Source organism: Collinsella tanakaei (assembly GCF_016902615.1).
In the GTDB taxonomy this organism is placed as follows: domain Bacteria; phylum Actinomycetota; class Coriobacteriia; order Coriobacteriales; family Coriobacteriaceae; genus Collinsella; species Collinsella tanakaei_A.
In genome coordinates this window covers 1-15,701 of record NZ_JACJMB010000045.1, presented here as the reverse complement: position 1 = coordinate 15,701, position 15,701 = coordinate 1, and the positions used below count along the sequence as shown (strand labels likewise).

Sequence of the window (15,701 nt, the reverse complement as noted above, 5' to 3'; positions counted from 1 at the left end):
TCATCGGGGACGGGGTTGTTTGGAGACACCGGGGCGCGATCGCGCCCCGGTGTCTCCAAACAACCCCGTCCCCGATGAGGACACAAAGAAAGGGCGGCTCGGGAAGCACCCGAGCCGCCCTCATGGCAATTTAGGCGAAGTAGGCCACGCCGCTTTCGAAGATTGGCATGAACTTCTCGCCGGGGACGTTGGCGTACAGGCCCTCGCCGCGGCGCTCCACATGGCCCATCTTGCCGAACACGCGGCCGTCCGGGCTCGTGATGCCCTCGATGGCGGCAACCGAGCCGTTCGGGTTCACGTCGAGGTTCATGGACGGCGTGCCGTCCGCGTCGACGTACTGCGTGGCGACCTGACCGCCTGCGACGAGCTTCGCGAGCACGTCGTCGTTGGCCACGAAGCGGCCCTCGCCGTGGGAGATGGCCACGGTGTAGATGTCGCCGGGCGTGCAGGCGGAAAGCCACGGAGAGAGGCTCGAGGCCACGCGCGTGCGCACCAGGCGGCTCTGGTGGCGTCCGATGGTGTTGAACGTCAGCGTCGGGGCGTCCGGGGTGGCGTCGACGATGTCGCCGTAGGGCACGAGGCCCAGCTTCACGAGCGCCTGGAAGCCGTTGCAGATGCCGAGCATGAGGCCGTCGCGGTTCTTCAGCAGATCGCGGACCGCCTCGGTGACCTCGGGCGCACGGAAGAACGCCGTGATGAACTTGGCGGAGCCGTCGGGCTCGTCGCCGCCGGAAAAGCCGCCGGGGATCATGACGATCTGGCTTTCGCGTATGCGGCGCGCCAGCTCATGGGTGCTCTCGGCCACGGCCTCGGGCGTGAGGTTGTTGATGACGAAGGTGTCGGCCACGGCGCCGGCGGCGGTGAAGGCGCGCGCGGAGTCGTACTCGCAGTTGTTGCCCGGGAACACCGGGATGATCACGCGCGGGCGCGCGAACTTCTCGCCGGCATAGGCGTGCGGGGAGGCCGCCGTGTAGGTGATGGGCTCGACGGCGGGCAGCTGCTCGGCCGCATCGGCGGGCGTGCGGTAGGGGAACACGCCCTCGAGTGCGCTCTCCCACGCCTCCTGCAGCTCGGCGAGGTCGATCGTCTCGTCGGCGTAGTCGAGCACGTAGGCCTCGACCGTGGTGCCGAGCGGCTCGATGACGATGCCTGCCGGCGCGCTCTCGAGCACGTCGTCCGCGTCCTCGGCGAGCTCGACGATGAAGCTGCCGTACATGGGCTCGAACAGGCTGTCGACATCGACGTCCTCGGCGAGCTCAAGGCCGATCTGGTTGCCGAGGCACATCTTGAACAGGGCCTCGGCGCACCCGCCGTAGCCGGGCGTGGAGATGGCGAGCGCGGCGCCCGCCTCGCCGAGCTTCTCCACGAAGGAGAAGACGTCGAGCAGCTGGGCGGCGTTGGGGCGCCAGTCCTCGTCGTAGGTGGCCGGCGCGATGCGCACGACGCGGTGCGTGATGCCCTTGAACTCCGGCGACAGCGCACGGGAGGCGCGGCCGACGGCGACGGCGAAGGAGACGAGCGTGGGCGGCACGTCGAGGTCCTCGAACGAGCCGGACATGGAGTCCTTGCCGCCGATGGCGCCGATGCCGAGGTCGAGCTGGGCCATGAGGGCGCCCAGCACCGCCGCGACGGGCTTGCCCCAGCGCTCGGGCTCGGTGCGCAGACGCTCGAAGTACTCCTGGAAGGTGAGGTAGGCGCTCTCGTGCGCGAAGCCGGCGGCCACGAGCTTGGCCACGGACTCCACGACGGACAGGTAGGCGCCTGCGAACTGGTCTGCTTCCATCAGGAAGGGGTTGAAGCCCCAGGCCATCGCGGAGGCCGTGGTGGTCTCGCCGTCGACAGGGAACTTGGCGACCATGGCCTCGGCGGGCGTGAGCTGGGTCTTGCCGCCGAAGGGCATGAGCACGGTCGCCGCGCCGATGGTGGAGTCGAAGCGCTCGGAAAGGCCCTTGTTGGAGCACACGTTCAGGTCGGTGACGAGGCTCGTCATGCGCTCGGCGAGCGTCGTGCCCTCCCAGGCGGGCTGCCATACGGAGCGGGCCTCCACGTGCGCCGCCTGGTGCTTGGGCGCGCCGTTGGATGCCAGGAACTCGCGGGTGAGGTCGACGATGGCCACGCCCTGCCAGGCCATGCGGACGCGCGGCTCGTGGGTGACTTCGGCGATCACGGTCGCCTCGAGGTTCTCCTCGGCGGCGTAGCCCATGAACTCGTCGACGTCGTCCTCGGCCACAGCCACGGCCATGCGCTCCTGGGACTCGGAGATGGCAAGCTCGGTGCCGTCGAGGCCCTCGTACTTCTTGGTTACCTGGTCGAGGTCGATGTACAGGCCGTCGGCAAGCTCGCCGACGGCAACAGACACGCCGCCCGCGCCGAAGTCGTTGCAGCGCTTGATGAGGCGGCAGGCATCGCCGCGGCGGAACAGGCGCTGCAGCTTGCGCTCCATGGGGGCGTTGCCCTTCTGGACCTCGGCGCCGTCCTTTTCGATGGACTCGACGTTATGCGCCTTGGACGAGCCGGTGGCGCCGCCGATGCCGTCACGGCCGGTGCGGCCGCCGAGCAGGATGATCTTGTCGCCGGGCGCAGGGCACTCGCGGCGCACGTGGTCGGCCGGCGTGGCGCCCACGACGGCGCCGATCTCCATGCGCTTGGCCACGTAGCCGGGGTGGTAGAGCTCGGAGACCTGGCCGGTCGCCAGGCCGATCTGGTTGCCGTAGCTGGAATAGCCTGCTGCGGCGGTGGTCACGAGCTTGCGCTGCGGCAGCTTGCCGGCGAGCGTCTCGGACACGGGCACGGTCGGGTCGGCCGCGCCGGTCACGCGCATCGCCTGGTACACGTAGCTGCGGCCGGAGAGCGGGTCGCGGATGGCGCCGCCGATGCAGGTCGCCGCGCCGCCGAAGGGCTCGATCTCGGTCGGGTGGTTGTGGGTCTCGTTCTTGAACAGGAAGAGCCAGTCCTGGTCCTCGCCGTCGACGTCGACGGTCACGCGCACGGTGCAGGCGTTGATCTCCTCGGACTCGTCGAGGTTCTTGAGCTTGCCGGTTGCTTTAAGGTACTTGGCGCCGATGGTGCCCATGTCCATGAGGCAGACGGGCTTCTCATCGCGGCCGAGCTCATGGCGGATCTCCATGTAGCGGTCGAAGGCGGCCTGGACGACCTCGTCGTCGATCGCGACGTCGGTGAGCACGGTGCCGAAGGTGGTGTGGCGGCAGTGGTCGGACCAGTAGGTATCGATCACGCGGATCTCGGTGATGGTCGGGTCGCGGCCCTCGTCGAGGAAGTACTGCTGGCAAAACGCGATGTCGGCCTCGTCCATGGCAAGACCGCGCTCGGCGATGAAGGTCGCCAGCTCCTCGGGCGAGAGCTCACGGAAGCCGTCGAGCACCTCGACGGGCTCGGGATCGGGGACCTCGGTGGTGAGCGTCTCGGGCTTCTCGAGGCTGGCGAGACGCGCCTCGACAGGGTTGACCACGTAGTGTTTGATGGCGTCGACATCCGCATCGGAAAGGCTGCCGGTCAGGATGTAGACCTTGGCGGAGCGCACGGTGGGGCGCTCGCCCTGGCTGATGAGCTGGATGCACTCGCTCGCGGAGTCGGCGCGTTGGTCGAACTGGCCGGGCAGGAACTCGACGGCGAACACGGTCGCGCCGGGCACGTCGGGCAGCTCGTCGTAGGTGACGTCGACCTGGGGCTCCGAGAACACCACGGGCGTGCAGCGCGCGAACAGCTTCTCGTCGGCGCCCTCCACGTCGTAGCGGTTGAGGAGACGCAAGCCGTCGAGGCCGCTGATGCCGAGGATGCTCGTCAGCTCCGCCTTGAGCTGCGATGCCTCGACGTCAAAGCCGGGCTTCTTCTCCACATAGATGCGTGAGACCATTGAATCCTGCCTTCCTGTACGGATGTGGCCGTGGGTTCCGCGCGGCAGCGGCTGCCAGAGGCGTCAGCTTCCGGTACCTTCAGCCGCACGGTGTGCTAACCCTTCCATGATACGACAGGCGAAGGTTCGCGGGCGCGTGAGCCGGGGAGGGGCACATCGTTGCCAGAATGTGTGGGCGGGCAGGCGCTTGAGGCGCGACCGTCTGGGTATCTTTATTCCTGTCGACAACAGAACGGAGCCATCCATGCGAATCGAGACCATCGAGCTTCCTCGTCAACCCTACGGCAAAAAGACCCCCACGATGACGCTGTATCTGCAGGACAACATCCCCGTGCAGGCCGGACGTCTGCGCCCCGCGGTGGTCATCTGTCCCGGAGGCGGCTACCAGCGCTGCTCGGAGCGCGAGGCGGAGCCCATCGCGCTCGCGTTTTTGGCTCGCGGCTACCAGGCGTTCGTGGTCGACTACACCGTGCTCGACCATGCGGAGGCAGCGCGCGGCACGGCGCTGCTGCCCTATCCGCTCTACGACCTCGCGCATGCCGTGGCTACGGTGCGCGCACATGCGGAGGAGTGGTCGGTCGACGAGGACCGCATCGCGCTCGTCGGCTTCTCGGCGGGAGCGCACCTGTGCGCCGCGTACTCCGCCGTCTCGCGTCGTCTGAGCTTTCCCTTCGAGGCGGATTGCGCGATGCGCGACATCTCCGTGGCGGCGCAGGTGCTGTGCTATCCCGTGATCGACTTCTCGCTCGGCTGGCCGGATGACGAGGTCATCGCGCGTGTCCTGTGTGTCGACGGCGAGCTCGATGCGGTGCAGAACCTTGTGGACCGCGATACGCCGCGCACGTTTATATGGCACACCGCGGCCGATGCCTTCGTGCCGCCGGCCAACACCTTCGCCTATGCCGAGGCACTCGATCGGGCGGGTGTGGACTTCGATTGCCATGTGTTCCACCGCGGCCGCCATGGGCTTTCGCTTGCCACCGAGCAGACCGGCGTCGATGAGGCGCATCTCGACGAGCATGTTGCGCGTTGGATCGATCTTGCCGTCGAGTGGCTCGAGGAGGACCCCCGCTAGCGTGGGCGCAGGAAGGATTACCGTATGTACCGCATGACCGACGAGGAGTTCGAAGGCATCGTTTCCGACGCGCTGGATAGCATCCCGGACCATCTGTTCGAGGCGTTGGAGAATGTCATCGTTACCGTGGCGGATGAGCCCGATGACGATCAGCTTGCCGCCATGGACAGCGACGGGGCAGAGGTATGCGACGACGAGCTTCTGGGGCTCTATGACGGCCTGCCGCTCACCGAGCGCGGCGCGTACTACGGCGAGGGCGACCTGCCGGATGTCATCACGATCTTCAAGGGGCCGCACGAGCGCTGCTTCGAGGGGCGCGAGCGCGTGCACGAGGAGGTTCGCAAGACCGTGATCCACGAGGTCGGGCACTACTTCGGCAACGACGAGGCCATGCTCGAGGAGATGGGCTACCGCTAGGGACGCCGGCCGTCTGCTGCCGGCAGGTGCGATTCATTATCTGACGGCAGGGCCACGGTTATATGCGGCGGAGTCGCCGCATATAACCGTGGCCCTGCCGGTGAGGTGTCAAATCCGCGACTTTTGAGATATCTCATCAAATCGGTGGGTTTCTGACCGCGCCAAAACATCCAAAAGTATGCAAAACATTCGTCATTAACGCAGGTAAATTAAAAACTCTATGCAGCCGGTGTGATCGAGCAACTTCGGGCTGATTGCAACCTCTCAAAAGTCGCGAATTTGGTACCGCCAGGTCTCGGAGAACGCTTTTCGTCGGAAAAACCCGCGTCCGGCTGGCTAGCCGGACGCGGGCTGGGCATGCAAAGGACTGTGCGCCGTCGCGGGCCTACTCGTTCGCCTCGGCGCCCTCCGCCCAGGCGTCCACGTCCTCGATGCGGATGACGCTCGCCACCTCGCGCACGGGCTCGAGCGCCTCGAGGTCGGCGCGCAGCGCCTGCAGGTCGCGCTCGGTCGCCGTGTGGGTGAGGAACACGACAGAGCACTTCGTGCCGTCGCCATCGTGCAGCTGGTTGATGGTCGAGATCGATACGCCGTGGCGGGCAAACGTGTCCACGACCGGGGCGAGCGTGCCCACCTCGTCATCGACCACGAGGCGGATGTAATAGCGCGTGGCGAGGTCCTCGACGGAGCGGATGGGCAGCACGCGCCCGAAGGGCTCGATCTCGGCCTGGACGCGGTCGTTGTGCGAGATCGCGTCGGCGAGCTCGAGCACGTCGCCCACGACGGCCGAGGCGGTGGGGAAGGAGCCGGCGCCCGCGCCGTAGAACATGGTCTCTCCCACGGCGTCGCCCACGACGTACACAGCGTTCATGGCGCCGTTCACGCTGGCGAGCATGTGGTTGGCGGGAATCATGGTGGGGTGCACGCGCACGTCGACGCCGTCCGCCGTGTTGCGGGCGATGCCCAGCAGCTTGACCACGTAGCCGAGGCTCTTCGCCTGCTCGATGTCGGCTGCGGACACCTTGCGGATGCCCTCCTGGTACACGTCGTCGGTGGTCACGCGGGTGTGGAACGCGATGGACGAGAGGATGGCCACCTTGCTCGCGGCGTCGAAGCCGTCGACATCGGCGGTGGGATCGGCCTCGGCGTAGCCCAGGCGCTGCGCGTCGGCGAGCACCTCGTCGAAGTCGAGACCCTCGGCGTCCATGCGCGAGAGAATGTAGTTGGTGGTGCCGTTCAGGATGCCGGCCACCGTGAGGATCTCGTTGCCCACGAGCGCGTGCTCGAGCGCGTTGACGATGGGGATGCCGCCACCCGCGGAGGCCTCGCAGCGGATCTGCACGCCGTTTTCCGCGGCGAGCTTGGCCAGGCGCTCGACATGGCGGCCGAGCAGGGCCTTGTTCGCGGACACCATGTGCTTGCCGGAGGTGAGCGCCGCCTCGAAGATCTCGGTGGCGGGGTGCTCGCCGCCGATGAGCTCGATGACGATGTCGATGTCGGGATCGGCCACGACATCGTGCCAGTCGGTCGTGAAGTTCTCCGGCGCGATGCCGAGCTCGGCGGCGCGGGAGACCTCGAGCGCGCTCGCCTTCTTGATGCGCAGGTCGATGCCGTAGGCGGAGAGGTACTCGTCGCGATGGCGGGCGATGAGGCGGGCGACGCCGCCGCCCACGGTTCCCAGGCCGATGAGGCCGACGTTGACGGTGCGCGGGGTGCTGTCCATGGTGTCTCCTATCGCGTTGCAGATGGTCGATGGTGTCCGCCACCCATTGTGCCATGCGCGGGGGCGCCGGCGCGCTCACAAACGGCACGCGCCGCCGACTGGAAACATGGGGCGGGGTCAATCATGGGCGTGCCGGCCCGTCTTGGGAGCCGCCAGATGAGAAGGGCCGCGCGCCCAGCGCGACAAGGCGGCGCGACCGCGGTCGCAAACGCGCAGCTCATCGCGGTTGCCGGCTGCGAGCTCTCAGCGATCGGGCGCCCGGGCGCACCGCGCGTGGGACGGCGCCGTTTTCGACCTGCGCCCAAGGATGCACTTTAGCTCCGTGGTGTAACAGAGATGTAACACGTCGTTATGCCGGTGGGCTCGCAGAAAAACTGCAGGTCGAATCGGGGGAGTCGAAAAAAGGGGCGCGCACGGGCCCGCAGGCGGCGTATGCACGCCTTACCTTTTCTATACAAAACGAGTAAGGTAGACCGCACCACCGGCAACGGGAAAACGGGGGGAAGCGTTCCGGTCCCATCGGTGGTCGTTCCATTTTTCGCCGGGGTCGCACCCCGGCCGCAACGTGAGAGGAGAGCCGCTATGTCGAGCCTCAACGGTACGTCGTTCAACCCTGTCGTCAGCCGCAGGAGCATCATTGCAGGAATTGCCGGTCTGGGGGCCGCGGGCGTTCTCGCCGGCTGCTCCAACGATGAGGGCGGCCAGTCCGCCGGCAGCACCTCCGGCTCCGCTTCTGGCGCCACCTTCAAGATCGGCGGCATCGGACCCACCACCGGCGCTGCGGCCATCTACGGCAACGCGGTGAAGAACGGTGCCCAGATCGCTGTCGACGAGATCAACGCCGAGGGCGGCGACATCCAGTTCGAGCTCAACTTCCAGGACGACGAGAACGACGCCGAGCGTTCCGTCAACGCCTACAACAACCTCAAGGACTGGGGCATGCAGATCCTCATGGGCACCGTCACCACCACCCCGTGCGTGGCCGTGTCCTCCGAGACCAACGCCGACAACATGTTCCAGATCACCCCGTCCGGCTCCTCGACCGACGTCATCGGCGGCCAGCCCGACGCGGACGGCAACATCTCCACGCCGCGCAAGGAGAACGTCTTCCAGATGTGCTTCACCGACCCCAACCAGGGTGCGGCCTCTGCACAGTACATCTCCGAGCAGGCGCTTGGCACCAAGATCGCCATCATCTACAACAACTCCGACACCTACTCCACCGGCATCTACAACAGCTTCAAGGCCGAGGCCGAGGCCGACGGTCTGGAGATCGTGTCCGAGACCACCTTCACCGATGACTCCGCGACCGACTTCTCCGTGCAGCTGAACGACGCGAAGAACGCCGGTGCCGACCTGGTGTTCCTGCCGATCTACTACACCCCGATCTCGCTGATCCTCACCCAGGCCAACCAGATGGGCTATGCGCCCAAGTGGTTCGGCGTCGACGGCATGGACGGCCTTCTGACCGTCGAGGGCTTCGACACCTCGCTCGCCGAGGGCTGCATGCTGCTGACCCCGTTCGTCGCCACCGCCGAGGACGAGGCCACCCAGGACTTCGTCGCCAAGTTCGAGGAGGTTGCCAGCGAGACCCCCAACCAGTTCGCCGCCGACGCCTACGACTGCGTCTATGCGCTCAAGGACGCCCTCGAGCAGGCTGGCGTGGCCGCCGATGCCGATTACTCCGACATCTGCGACGCGCTCGTCGAGGTCTTCACTTCCGGTGACTTCTCGTTCACGGGCCTCACCACCGCCGGCGAGGCTGCCACCTGGTCCGATACCGGCGAGATCTCCAAGCAGCCCATGGGCATGGTCATTCAGGACGGCGTCTACATGCCGCTCGATGCCTAAGGCTTAACGCATACGTACGGATTGAGCGGAGGCTGCCTGCCGCAGGGCGGCCTCCGCTTTCGGTTTATGAAAAGTGGAAAGGAGGGGCCATGGAAATTCTCGCCAATATCATCAACGGTGCGAGCCTCGGCAGCGTGTACGCCATCATCGCTCTGGGCTACACCATGGTGTACGGCATCGCCAAGATGCTCAACTTCGCCCACGGCGACGTCATCATGGTTGGCGCCTATATCTGCTTCTGCGCCGTGAGCTACCTCGGGCTTCCCGCCCTTGCGGGCGTCGTGCTGTCGGTCATCGGCTGCACGGTGCTGGGCATCGTGGTCGAGCGTCTCGCCTATAAGCCCCTGCGCAACGCCCCGTCGCTCAACGTCCTCATCACCGCCATCGGCGTGAGCTACTTCCTGCAGAACGCGGCGCTCATCATCATGGGCTCCGACCCCAAGTCGTTCTCGTCCATCATCGCCCTGCCTGCGCTGCAGCTCTTTGACGGTCGTCTCACCATCAGCGCCACCGCGGTGATCACCATCCTCGCGTGCGTGATCATTATGGTCGCGCTCACGCTCTTCACCACGAAGACCAAGATGGGCAAGGCCATGCGCGCCTGCTCCGAGGATCGCGACGCCGCTCAGCTCATGGGCATCAACGTGAACTCCACCATCTCGATGGTGTTCGCCATCGGCTCGGGCCTCGCGGCCATTGCGGGTATCCTCATGTGCTCCGCGTACCCCACGCTCATGCCCACGACCGGCTCCATGCCCGGCATCAAGGCCTTCACGGCGGCGGTGCTCGGCGGCATCGGCTCCATTCCCGGTGCGGCGCTCGGCGGCGTGCTGCTGGGCATCATCGAGATCCTGGCCCGCGCCTACATCTCCACGCAGCTCGCTGACGCCGTGGTCTTCGCGGTGCTCATCGTCATGCTGCTCATCCGTCCGGCCGGCTTGCTCGGCAAGCCCGTGAACGAGAAGGTGTAGGTGAGACTATGGGTATCAAGGCTTTGAAGCCGCAGACGCGCTCGACGATCATCACTTATGCCATCGTGATCGTTGCGTTCTTCGCGGTCACGGTGCTCGACGGCATGGGCTTCATTTCCAACTCGCTGTCCGGCCAGCTCGTTCCCATCTGTGCATACGTGTCGCTCGCCGTATCGCTGAACCTCGTCGTCGGCGTGTCGGGCGAGCTGTCGCTCGGCCATGCGGGCTTCATGAGCGTCGGCGCCTTCACGGGCGTCGTGGCCGCGGGTTGCCTTACGCGCATGGGCGTCGAGTCCGAGATCCTGCTGTTCGTGGCGGCTGCCGTGATCGGTGCCGTCGCGGCTGGCATCATCGGCTTTTTGGTGGGCATCCCCGTCATGCGCCTGCGCGGCGACTACCTGGCCATCGTGACCCTGGCGTTTGGCGAGATCATCAAGAACCTGCTGAACAACTTCTATATCGGTGTCGATGACGCCGGCCTGCACTTCTCGATGACCGACAGCTCGTCGCTCGGCATGACGCAGGGCACCATCCTCATCAACGGCCCCAAGGGTGCCGTCGGCATCGATAAGATCTCGACGTTCGCCTTGGGCATCCTGCTCGTGCTCATCACCGTGGCCGTGGTGCTCAACCTCATGCACAGCCGCGACGGCCGTGCCATCATGGCTGTGCGCGACAACCGCATCGCCGCGGAGAGCGTGGGCATCAACGTCACCAAGTACCGCCTCATGGCCTTCACCGTGGCCTCCGCCCTGGCGGGTGCCGCAGGCGTTCTGTACGCCATGAACTACTCGACCATCACGCCGTCGCAGTTCGACTTCAACCAGTCGATCCTGATTCTGGTGTATGTGGTCCTGGGTGGCATGGGCAACATCTCCGGTTCCATCATCTCGGCGGCCTTCCTCACGGTGCTGCCCGAGGTGCTGCGCCCGATCAACAACTACCGCATGCTCATCTACGCTGTGGTCCTCATCCTCGTGATGGTCGTGCCCAACACGAAGCTCTACCAGCGCGCGGCCGAGGCCCTGCGCTCCAAGCTGCACCGTGAGTCCAAGACCCCTGCCGCGGCCACGGAAGGCGGTGAGGGCAATGAGTAAGTTCACCGATTTTGCCAAGCAGCGTCGCGAGAGCACCAAGATGGTGCCGGTGCCGAGCGTGTCCATCATGCCCGAGCGCGACCTGGGCCGTGCCCCTGCGCTCGAGTGCCTGCATCTGGGCATCGACTTCGGCGGTCTTAAGGCCGTCGATGACTTCAACATCACTGTCGGCCGCACCGAGATCTGCGGTCTCATCGGCCCCAACGGTGCCGGCAAGACCACGGTGTTCAACCTGCTCACCAAGGTCTACCAGCCCACGCGCGGAACCATCATGGTCGACGGCCACGACACCGCCGGCCTCGACCCGGCGCGCGTGAACCGCTTGGGCGTGGCGCGTACGTTCCAGAACATCCGCCTGTTCAACACGCTGACGGTGGAGGAGAACGTCGCGGTCGGCCTGCACAACCAGCACCACTGCGGCATGGCGACCTCCATCCTGCGCCTGCCCCATCACTGGAAGAGCGAGAAGTACTACCACGAGCGCGCGCTCGAGCTGCTCGACATCTTCGACATGGCCGGCCTTGCCGACCACGAGGCGGGAAGCCTTCCCTACGGCGCCCAGCGTCGTCTCGAGATCGTTCGCGCGCTGGCCACGAACCCGAAGCTGCTGCTGCTCGACGAGCCGGCGGCGGGCATGAACCCGTCCGAGACGGCTGAGCTCATGGAGAACATCGTCAAGATCCGCGATCAGTTCCAGATCGCCATCATGCTCATCGAGCACGACATGAACCTCGTCATGAACATCTGCGAGGGCATCTGCGTGCTCAACTTCGGCAAGATCATCGCCAAGGGCACGCCCGAGGAGATCCAGCAGAACGACGCCGTCATCGAGGCCTACCTCGGTAAGCAGAAGGAGGTCGAGGCGTAAAGATGCTTTCCGTCTATAACATCAACGTGTGGTATGGCGCGATCCACGCCATCAAGAACGTCTCCTTCGAGGTCAACGATGGCGAGATCGTCGCGCTCATCGGCGCGAACGGCGCCGGCAAGTCCACGACGCTTAAGACGCTCTCGGGCCTTCTGCGCTCGCGTTCGGGCTCCATCAAGTTCATGGACACCGACATCATGCACGCCCCTGCCGAGAAGATCGTGGAGCAGGGCCTTGTGCACGTTCCCGAGGGCCGTCGCATCTTCCAGCAGATGACGGTCGAGGAGAACCTCGACATGGGCGCCTACACGCAGCCCAAGGAGACCATCGCGAGCAATCTCGAGCGCGTCTACGAGCACTTCCCGCGCCTCGCGGAGCGCCGCCGCCAGATCGCCGGCACGCTGTCGGGCGGCGAGCAGCAGATGCTCGCCATGGGTCGCGCGCTCATGGCCAACCCGAAGCTGCTCATGCTCGACGAGCCGTCGATGGGCCTGGCGCCCATCCTGGTCGAGCAGATCTTCGAGATCATCCAGGCGCTGCACCAGGCGGGCACGACGATTCTGCTCGTCGAGCAGAACGCCCAGGCGGCGCTTTCGATCGCCACGCGCGGCTACGTCATGGAGACCGGCACCATCACGCTGTCCGGTTCCGGTCAGGATCTGCTGCACAACGACGACGTCCGCAAGGCCTATCTGGGCGGCTGACGCGAAGCAGAGCGGCTAGCTTGGCAGCTGGGATAGCCCATCTGCCACGGTTTCGGCGGCCGGCTTCCCGCATGGGAGGCCGGCCGCCTTTTCTGCGCGCATACCCGTGTCTGCTTTCGGGCTTGCATGAGAGTCTCCTTTTGAAGGAGCTTCCTGGATGAAAAAGCGCAGGAAGCTCCTTCCATTCGCCTCGATCATCCATGCTCGCGGGCGCGCTAGTTCGCTTGCCGCTGGCGAAGCGGCGCGTCCGCGGGCTTTACATTGCTCTGATATGCGTTTGATAGAATGGCAAAACCACAGGTAGCTTGGGTAATTCAAGCGGTTTGGGCGGAGGTTTCGCCATGAAGGGTCATCGGTTTGCGGCAGGGTTTCTGGCAAGCGTGCTGATGGTCGTGCTGTGCATGGTGCTCGTGGGGTGCTCCGGTCTGACGGAGAGCGCCCCTGAAGCGGCCTCCGACATTTCGACCCAGACAGACTCCCAGGAGCCCTCAGAGGTCGCAGGCGTGACCGTGGCCGAGCAGGATAATGTCCAGACGTTCGATCTGGCCGACGGCGAACCGGTGGCCACACTTAAGATTGCGTCAGGCTCCGAAAACAAGGAGGCGGCGCGCGCCATCAAGCACGCCGTCGGCGCCACCGGCGTTGCCGTCGAGATGCACTACATGGGTTCGCTCGATATCATGGCGGCGCTCGAAGCGGGCGGCGAGGACTACGACGCCGTCTGGCCCGCCTCGTCCATGTGGATCTCGATGGGCGACACGCAGCGTATCACGCGCAACGTGCAGTCGACCTCGACGACGCCCGTCGTGTTCGGCATCGCGAAATCGAAAGCAATAGAGCTCGGGTGGGCAGACGAGTCGGGTACGACGACCTCGCCTACAACCGCCGAGATTCTCGAGGCTGTGCAGGAGGGAAGGCTTACGTTCGCCATGACATCGGCGACGCAGTCGAACAGTGGAGCCTCTGCTTACCTCGCCTTCTTGACGGCGCTGTCGGAAGCCGACGGGCCGCTTACCTCCGAGGACCTCGCCGACGGTAACCTTACCGGCCGGGTGGCGGCACTGCTTGATGGCGTGGACCGCTCCTCAGGTTCGTCTGACTGGCTGAAGGAGATGGTCGTGGCCGACCCCGATCAGCACCAGGCGATGGTGAACTACGAATCGCTCGTCTCGCAGGCGAACCGTGAACTCGAGGAGGCGGGTGATGAGCCGATGCTCGTCATCTACCCGGCCGACGGCATAGCGGTGTCCGACAGCCCTCTGGCGTTCGTCGACCGCGGGCAGAGCGAAGAGGTCGAATCCGCCTTTAAGAGTTTCCAGGAGGCGCTCGCCGAGCCTGAGGCCGCCCTCGAGATGGAGCGCGTGGGACGGCGAACGGGCTTGGGAGGAAAGGTCGTTCATGCCGATGATGCCGAAGTCGAGCAGGCGTTCAGCTCCGGGTGGGGGATCATCGAGGATGCGAGTGCGCTCAAGTCAATTCCGCTGCCGGCAGGCGATGTGATCTCGCAGGCGCTCACGCTCTACCAGACCGGTCTCAAGAAGGCCTCCTATACCGTGTGGGCTGTCGACTACTCCGGCTCGATGCTCGGCGCGGGTAAGCAGGGTGTCGTCGACGGGCTCACCCAAGCGCTTGACCCGGCGCGCGCGGCAGAGTCCATGATCCAGCCGACCGAGGATGACGTGAACGTGCTCATCCCGTTTGCCGGGCAGCCTGACGAGGCGCTCGTCGCGACGGGTTCCGATACCGCGGGGCTGCTCCGGTACGCGCGGGATCGCGAGGCCATCGGCGGTACCGACATGTACGCGGCCCTCATACGCGCGCTCGATTTCGCACGCCAGGCGAAGACCGAGGGCGGCTACACGGTTGCGATCGCCCTCATGAGCGATGGCGTATCCGAGACGTACACGCGCGACGCGTTCATCTCCGCCTACGCCGAGGCGGCCGTGGACGTGCCTATCTTTCCCATCATGTTCGGCGATGCCGACCCCACGCAGCTCGATGAGCTTTCGAGCTTATCCAACGGACGGACCTTCGACGGGCGCTCCGGAGACCTTGCATCGGTCTTCCGCCAGGTCAAAGGTTACAACTAGGGTGCACGGGTATATGGGGTATGTCGTAGGCGCGATAGCGGGCATCGCAGCGGGCATTGCATGCGCGGTGTTCATCGGCGGCGCTTTGGGGCTCGCGGTGGGCGTCGCAGTCGCAGGGCTTCTGTATGTGGGCGTCGGCGCGCTGCTGCGTCCCGAGCGTCGGCTGGCGGGCGTGGCGGCGAGCATGCTTCCCGAAGGGGATGCCGCGGTGGAGAAGATTGACGCGGCGCATCGGCTCGTGCGCGAAATCGGGACGCGTCGCGGCAAGATCCGCGATGCGGCCATCAACCGCGAGGTGGACGATCTCTTGCGCGATATCAGCGCGCTCGTCACGGCGGTCGAGGAACAGCCGGCTACCTATCGGCGCCTCGGCCATTTTCTGTCGACCTATGCGGACCAATGCGTGCGCATGCTCGATGGCTATCTGGCTGTCGAGCGCTTGAGCACGCCAGAGCTTCTGCGGGGCGCGCACGCGGATGCGCTCGAGGCGCTCGCAGCGCTGCAGGGTGCGGCCAAAGGTGAGCTTGCGCGTGCGACCGGTGCGAAGGCATCGGAGCTCGAGGCAAGCTCGGAGGCCATTAAACGCCTGATGGAGATGGATGGATACAAGCCGGATGCACCGGCGGACGCGACGTCGTCTGATGGTGGTGGAAGAATGGAACAAGAGGATGTCTAAGGGCAGGATCATCGGATTGATATGCGTGCTCGCGGCGGTGCTTATCGTCGGCGGCGCGATGCTGTTTCGGCAGGCGCAGCCCGAGCCCGAGCCTGCGCCCGCACCGGTGGAGCCCATCGAGATGACGGGATATCTCGGCGGCGAAAAGATCTCTTTGTTCGATGACCCCGAGTTCATCAGCCTGGCGGAGCAGGCGGCGCTTTCCATCGGCTATCGCAAGGCGGGGTCGCTCGCCATGATGGAGGCGCCCATCGAGGGCATGGACTACCTGTTTCCCTCATCGCAAGCTGCGGTGGCATACGGACATGAACGGGGAATCGAGCCCGTGTCAGAACAGATCGTGCTGAACTCGCCC

At 65.6% G+C, this 15,701-nt stretch carries 12 protein-coding genes; 10 read left to right on the top strand and 2 right to left on the bottom strand.

Annotation, left to right across the window (positions count from 1 at the left end):
- Window positions 1-130: 130 nt before the first annotated feature.
- Window positions 131-3,874, bottom strand: coding sequence for a phosphoribosylformylglycinamidine synthase (locus H6A21_RS10165; protein WP_204562630.1), 3,744 nt, complete (start codon window positions 3,872-3,874; stop codon window positions 131-133).
- 244 nt (window positions 3,875-4,118) lie between these two features.
- Here H6A21_RS10165 and H6A21_RS10160 point away from each other — a divergent pair, with 244 nt between their 5' ends.
- Window positions 4,119-4,949 carry an alpha/beta hydrolase gene (locus tag H6A21_RS10160; RefSeq protein ID WP_204562629.1) on the top strand — a complete coding sequence of 277 codons (831 nt, stop codon included), beginning with the start codon at window positions 4,119-4,121 and terminating at the stop codon, window positions 4,947-4,949.
- Between the two features lie 24 nt (window positions 4,950-4,973).
- Complete coding sequence (locus tag H6A21_RS10155) at window positions 4,974-5,366, top strand: metallopeptidase family protein (RefSeq protein WP_204562628.1); 393 nt, start codon at window positions 4,974-4,976, stop codon at window positions 5,364-5,366.
- A 385-nt stretch (window positions 5,367-5,751) separates the two neighbouring features.
- Here H6A21_RS10155 and H6A21_RS10150 read toward each other — a convergent pair whose 3' ends face one another.
- Window positions 5,752-7,089, bottom strand: a complete 1,338-nt coding sequence (locus tag H6A21_RS10150) for a homoserine dehydrogenase (protein WP_204562627.1) — start codon at window positions 7,087-7,089, stop codon at window positions 5,752-5,754.
- A gap of 582 nt (window positions 7,090-7,671) precedes the next feature.
- Here H6A21_RS10150 and H6A21_RS10145 point away from each other — a divergent pair.
- From H6A21_RS10145 to H6A21_RS10110, 8 genes are all read left to right on the top strand, one after another.
- Window positions 7,672-8,940, top strand: a complete 1,269-nt coding sequence (locus H6A21_RS10145) for an ABC transporter substrate-binding protein (protein WP_204562626.1) — start codon at window positions 7,672-7,674, stop codon at window positions 8,938-8,940.
- Window positions 8,941-9,029: 89 nt separating this feature from the next.
- A complete protein-coding gene (locus tag H6A21_RS10140; RefSeq protein ID WP_204562625.1) occupies window positions 9,030-9,911 on the top strand; it encodes a branched-chain amino acid ABC transporter permease in 882 nt (293 codons plus the stop codon).
- 8 nt (window positions 9,912-9,919) lie between these two features.
- The gene (locus H6A21_RS10135) at window positions 9,920-11,008 is read left to right on the top strand and encodes a branched-chain amino acid ABC transporter permease (RefSeq protein ID WP_204562624.1); all 1,089 of its coding nucleotides are present in this window, start codon (window positions 9,920-9,922) and stop codon (window positions 11,006-11,008) included.
- Window positions 11,001-11,876, top strand: coding sequence for an ABC transporter ATP-binding protein (locus H6A21_RS10130; protein WP_204562623.1), 876 nt, complete (start codon window positions 11,001-11,003; stop codon window positions 11,874-11,876). The genes H6A21_RS10135 and H6A21_RS10130 overlap by 8 nt, the downstream gene beginning before the upstream one ends.
- A gap of 2 nt (window positions 11,877-11,878) precedes the next feature.
- Complete coding sequence (locus H6A21_RS10125) at window positions 11,879-12,580, top strand: ABC transporter ATP-binding protein (protein WP_204562622.1); 702 nt, start codon at window positions 11,879-11,881, stop codon at window positions 12,578-12,580.
- A 341-nt stretch (window positions 12,581-12,921) separates the two neighbouring features.
- Window positions 12,922-14,670, top strand: coding sequence for a vWA domain-containing protein (locus H6A21_RS10120; protein ID WP_204562621.1), 1,749 nt, complete (start codon window positions 12,922-12,924; stop codon window positions 14,668-14,670).
- 13 nt (window positions 14,671-14,683) lie between these two features.
- Window positions 14,684-15,346: a 5-bromo-4-chloroindolyl phosphate hydrolysis family protein gene (locus H6A21_RS10115; RefSeq protein WP_204562620.1), complete on the top strand. Its 663-nt coding sequence runs from the start codon at window positions 14,684-14,686 to the stop codon at window positions 15,344-15,346.
- Window positions 15,339-15,701 (top strand): hypothetical protein (locus tag H6A21_RS10110; RefSeq protein WP_204562619.1); only part of this gene is annotated, 363 nt, incomplete at its 3' end. The genes H6A21_RS10115 and H6A21_RS10110, both read left to right, overlap by 8 nt.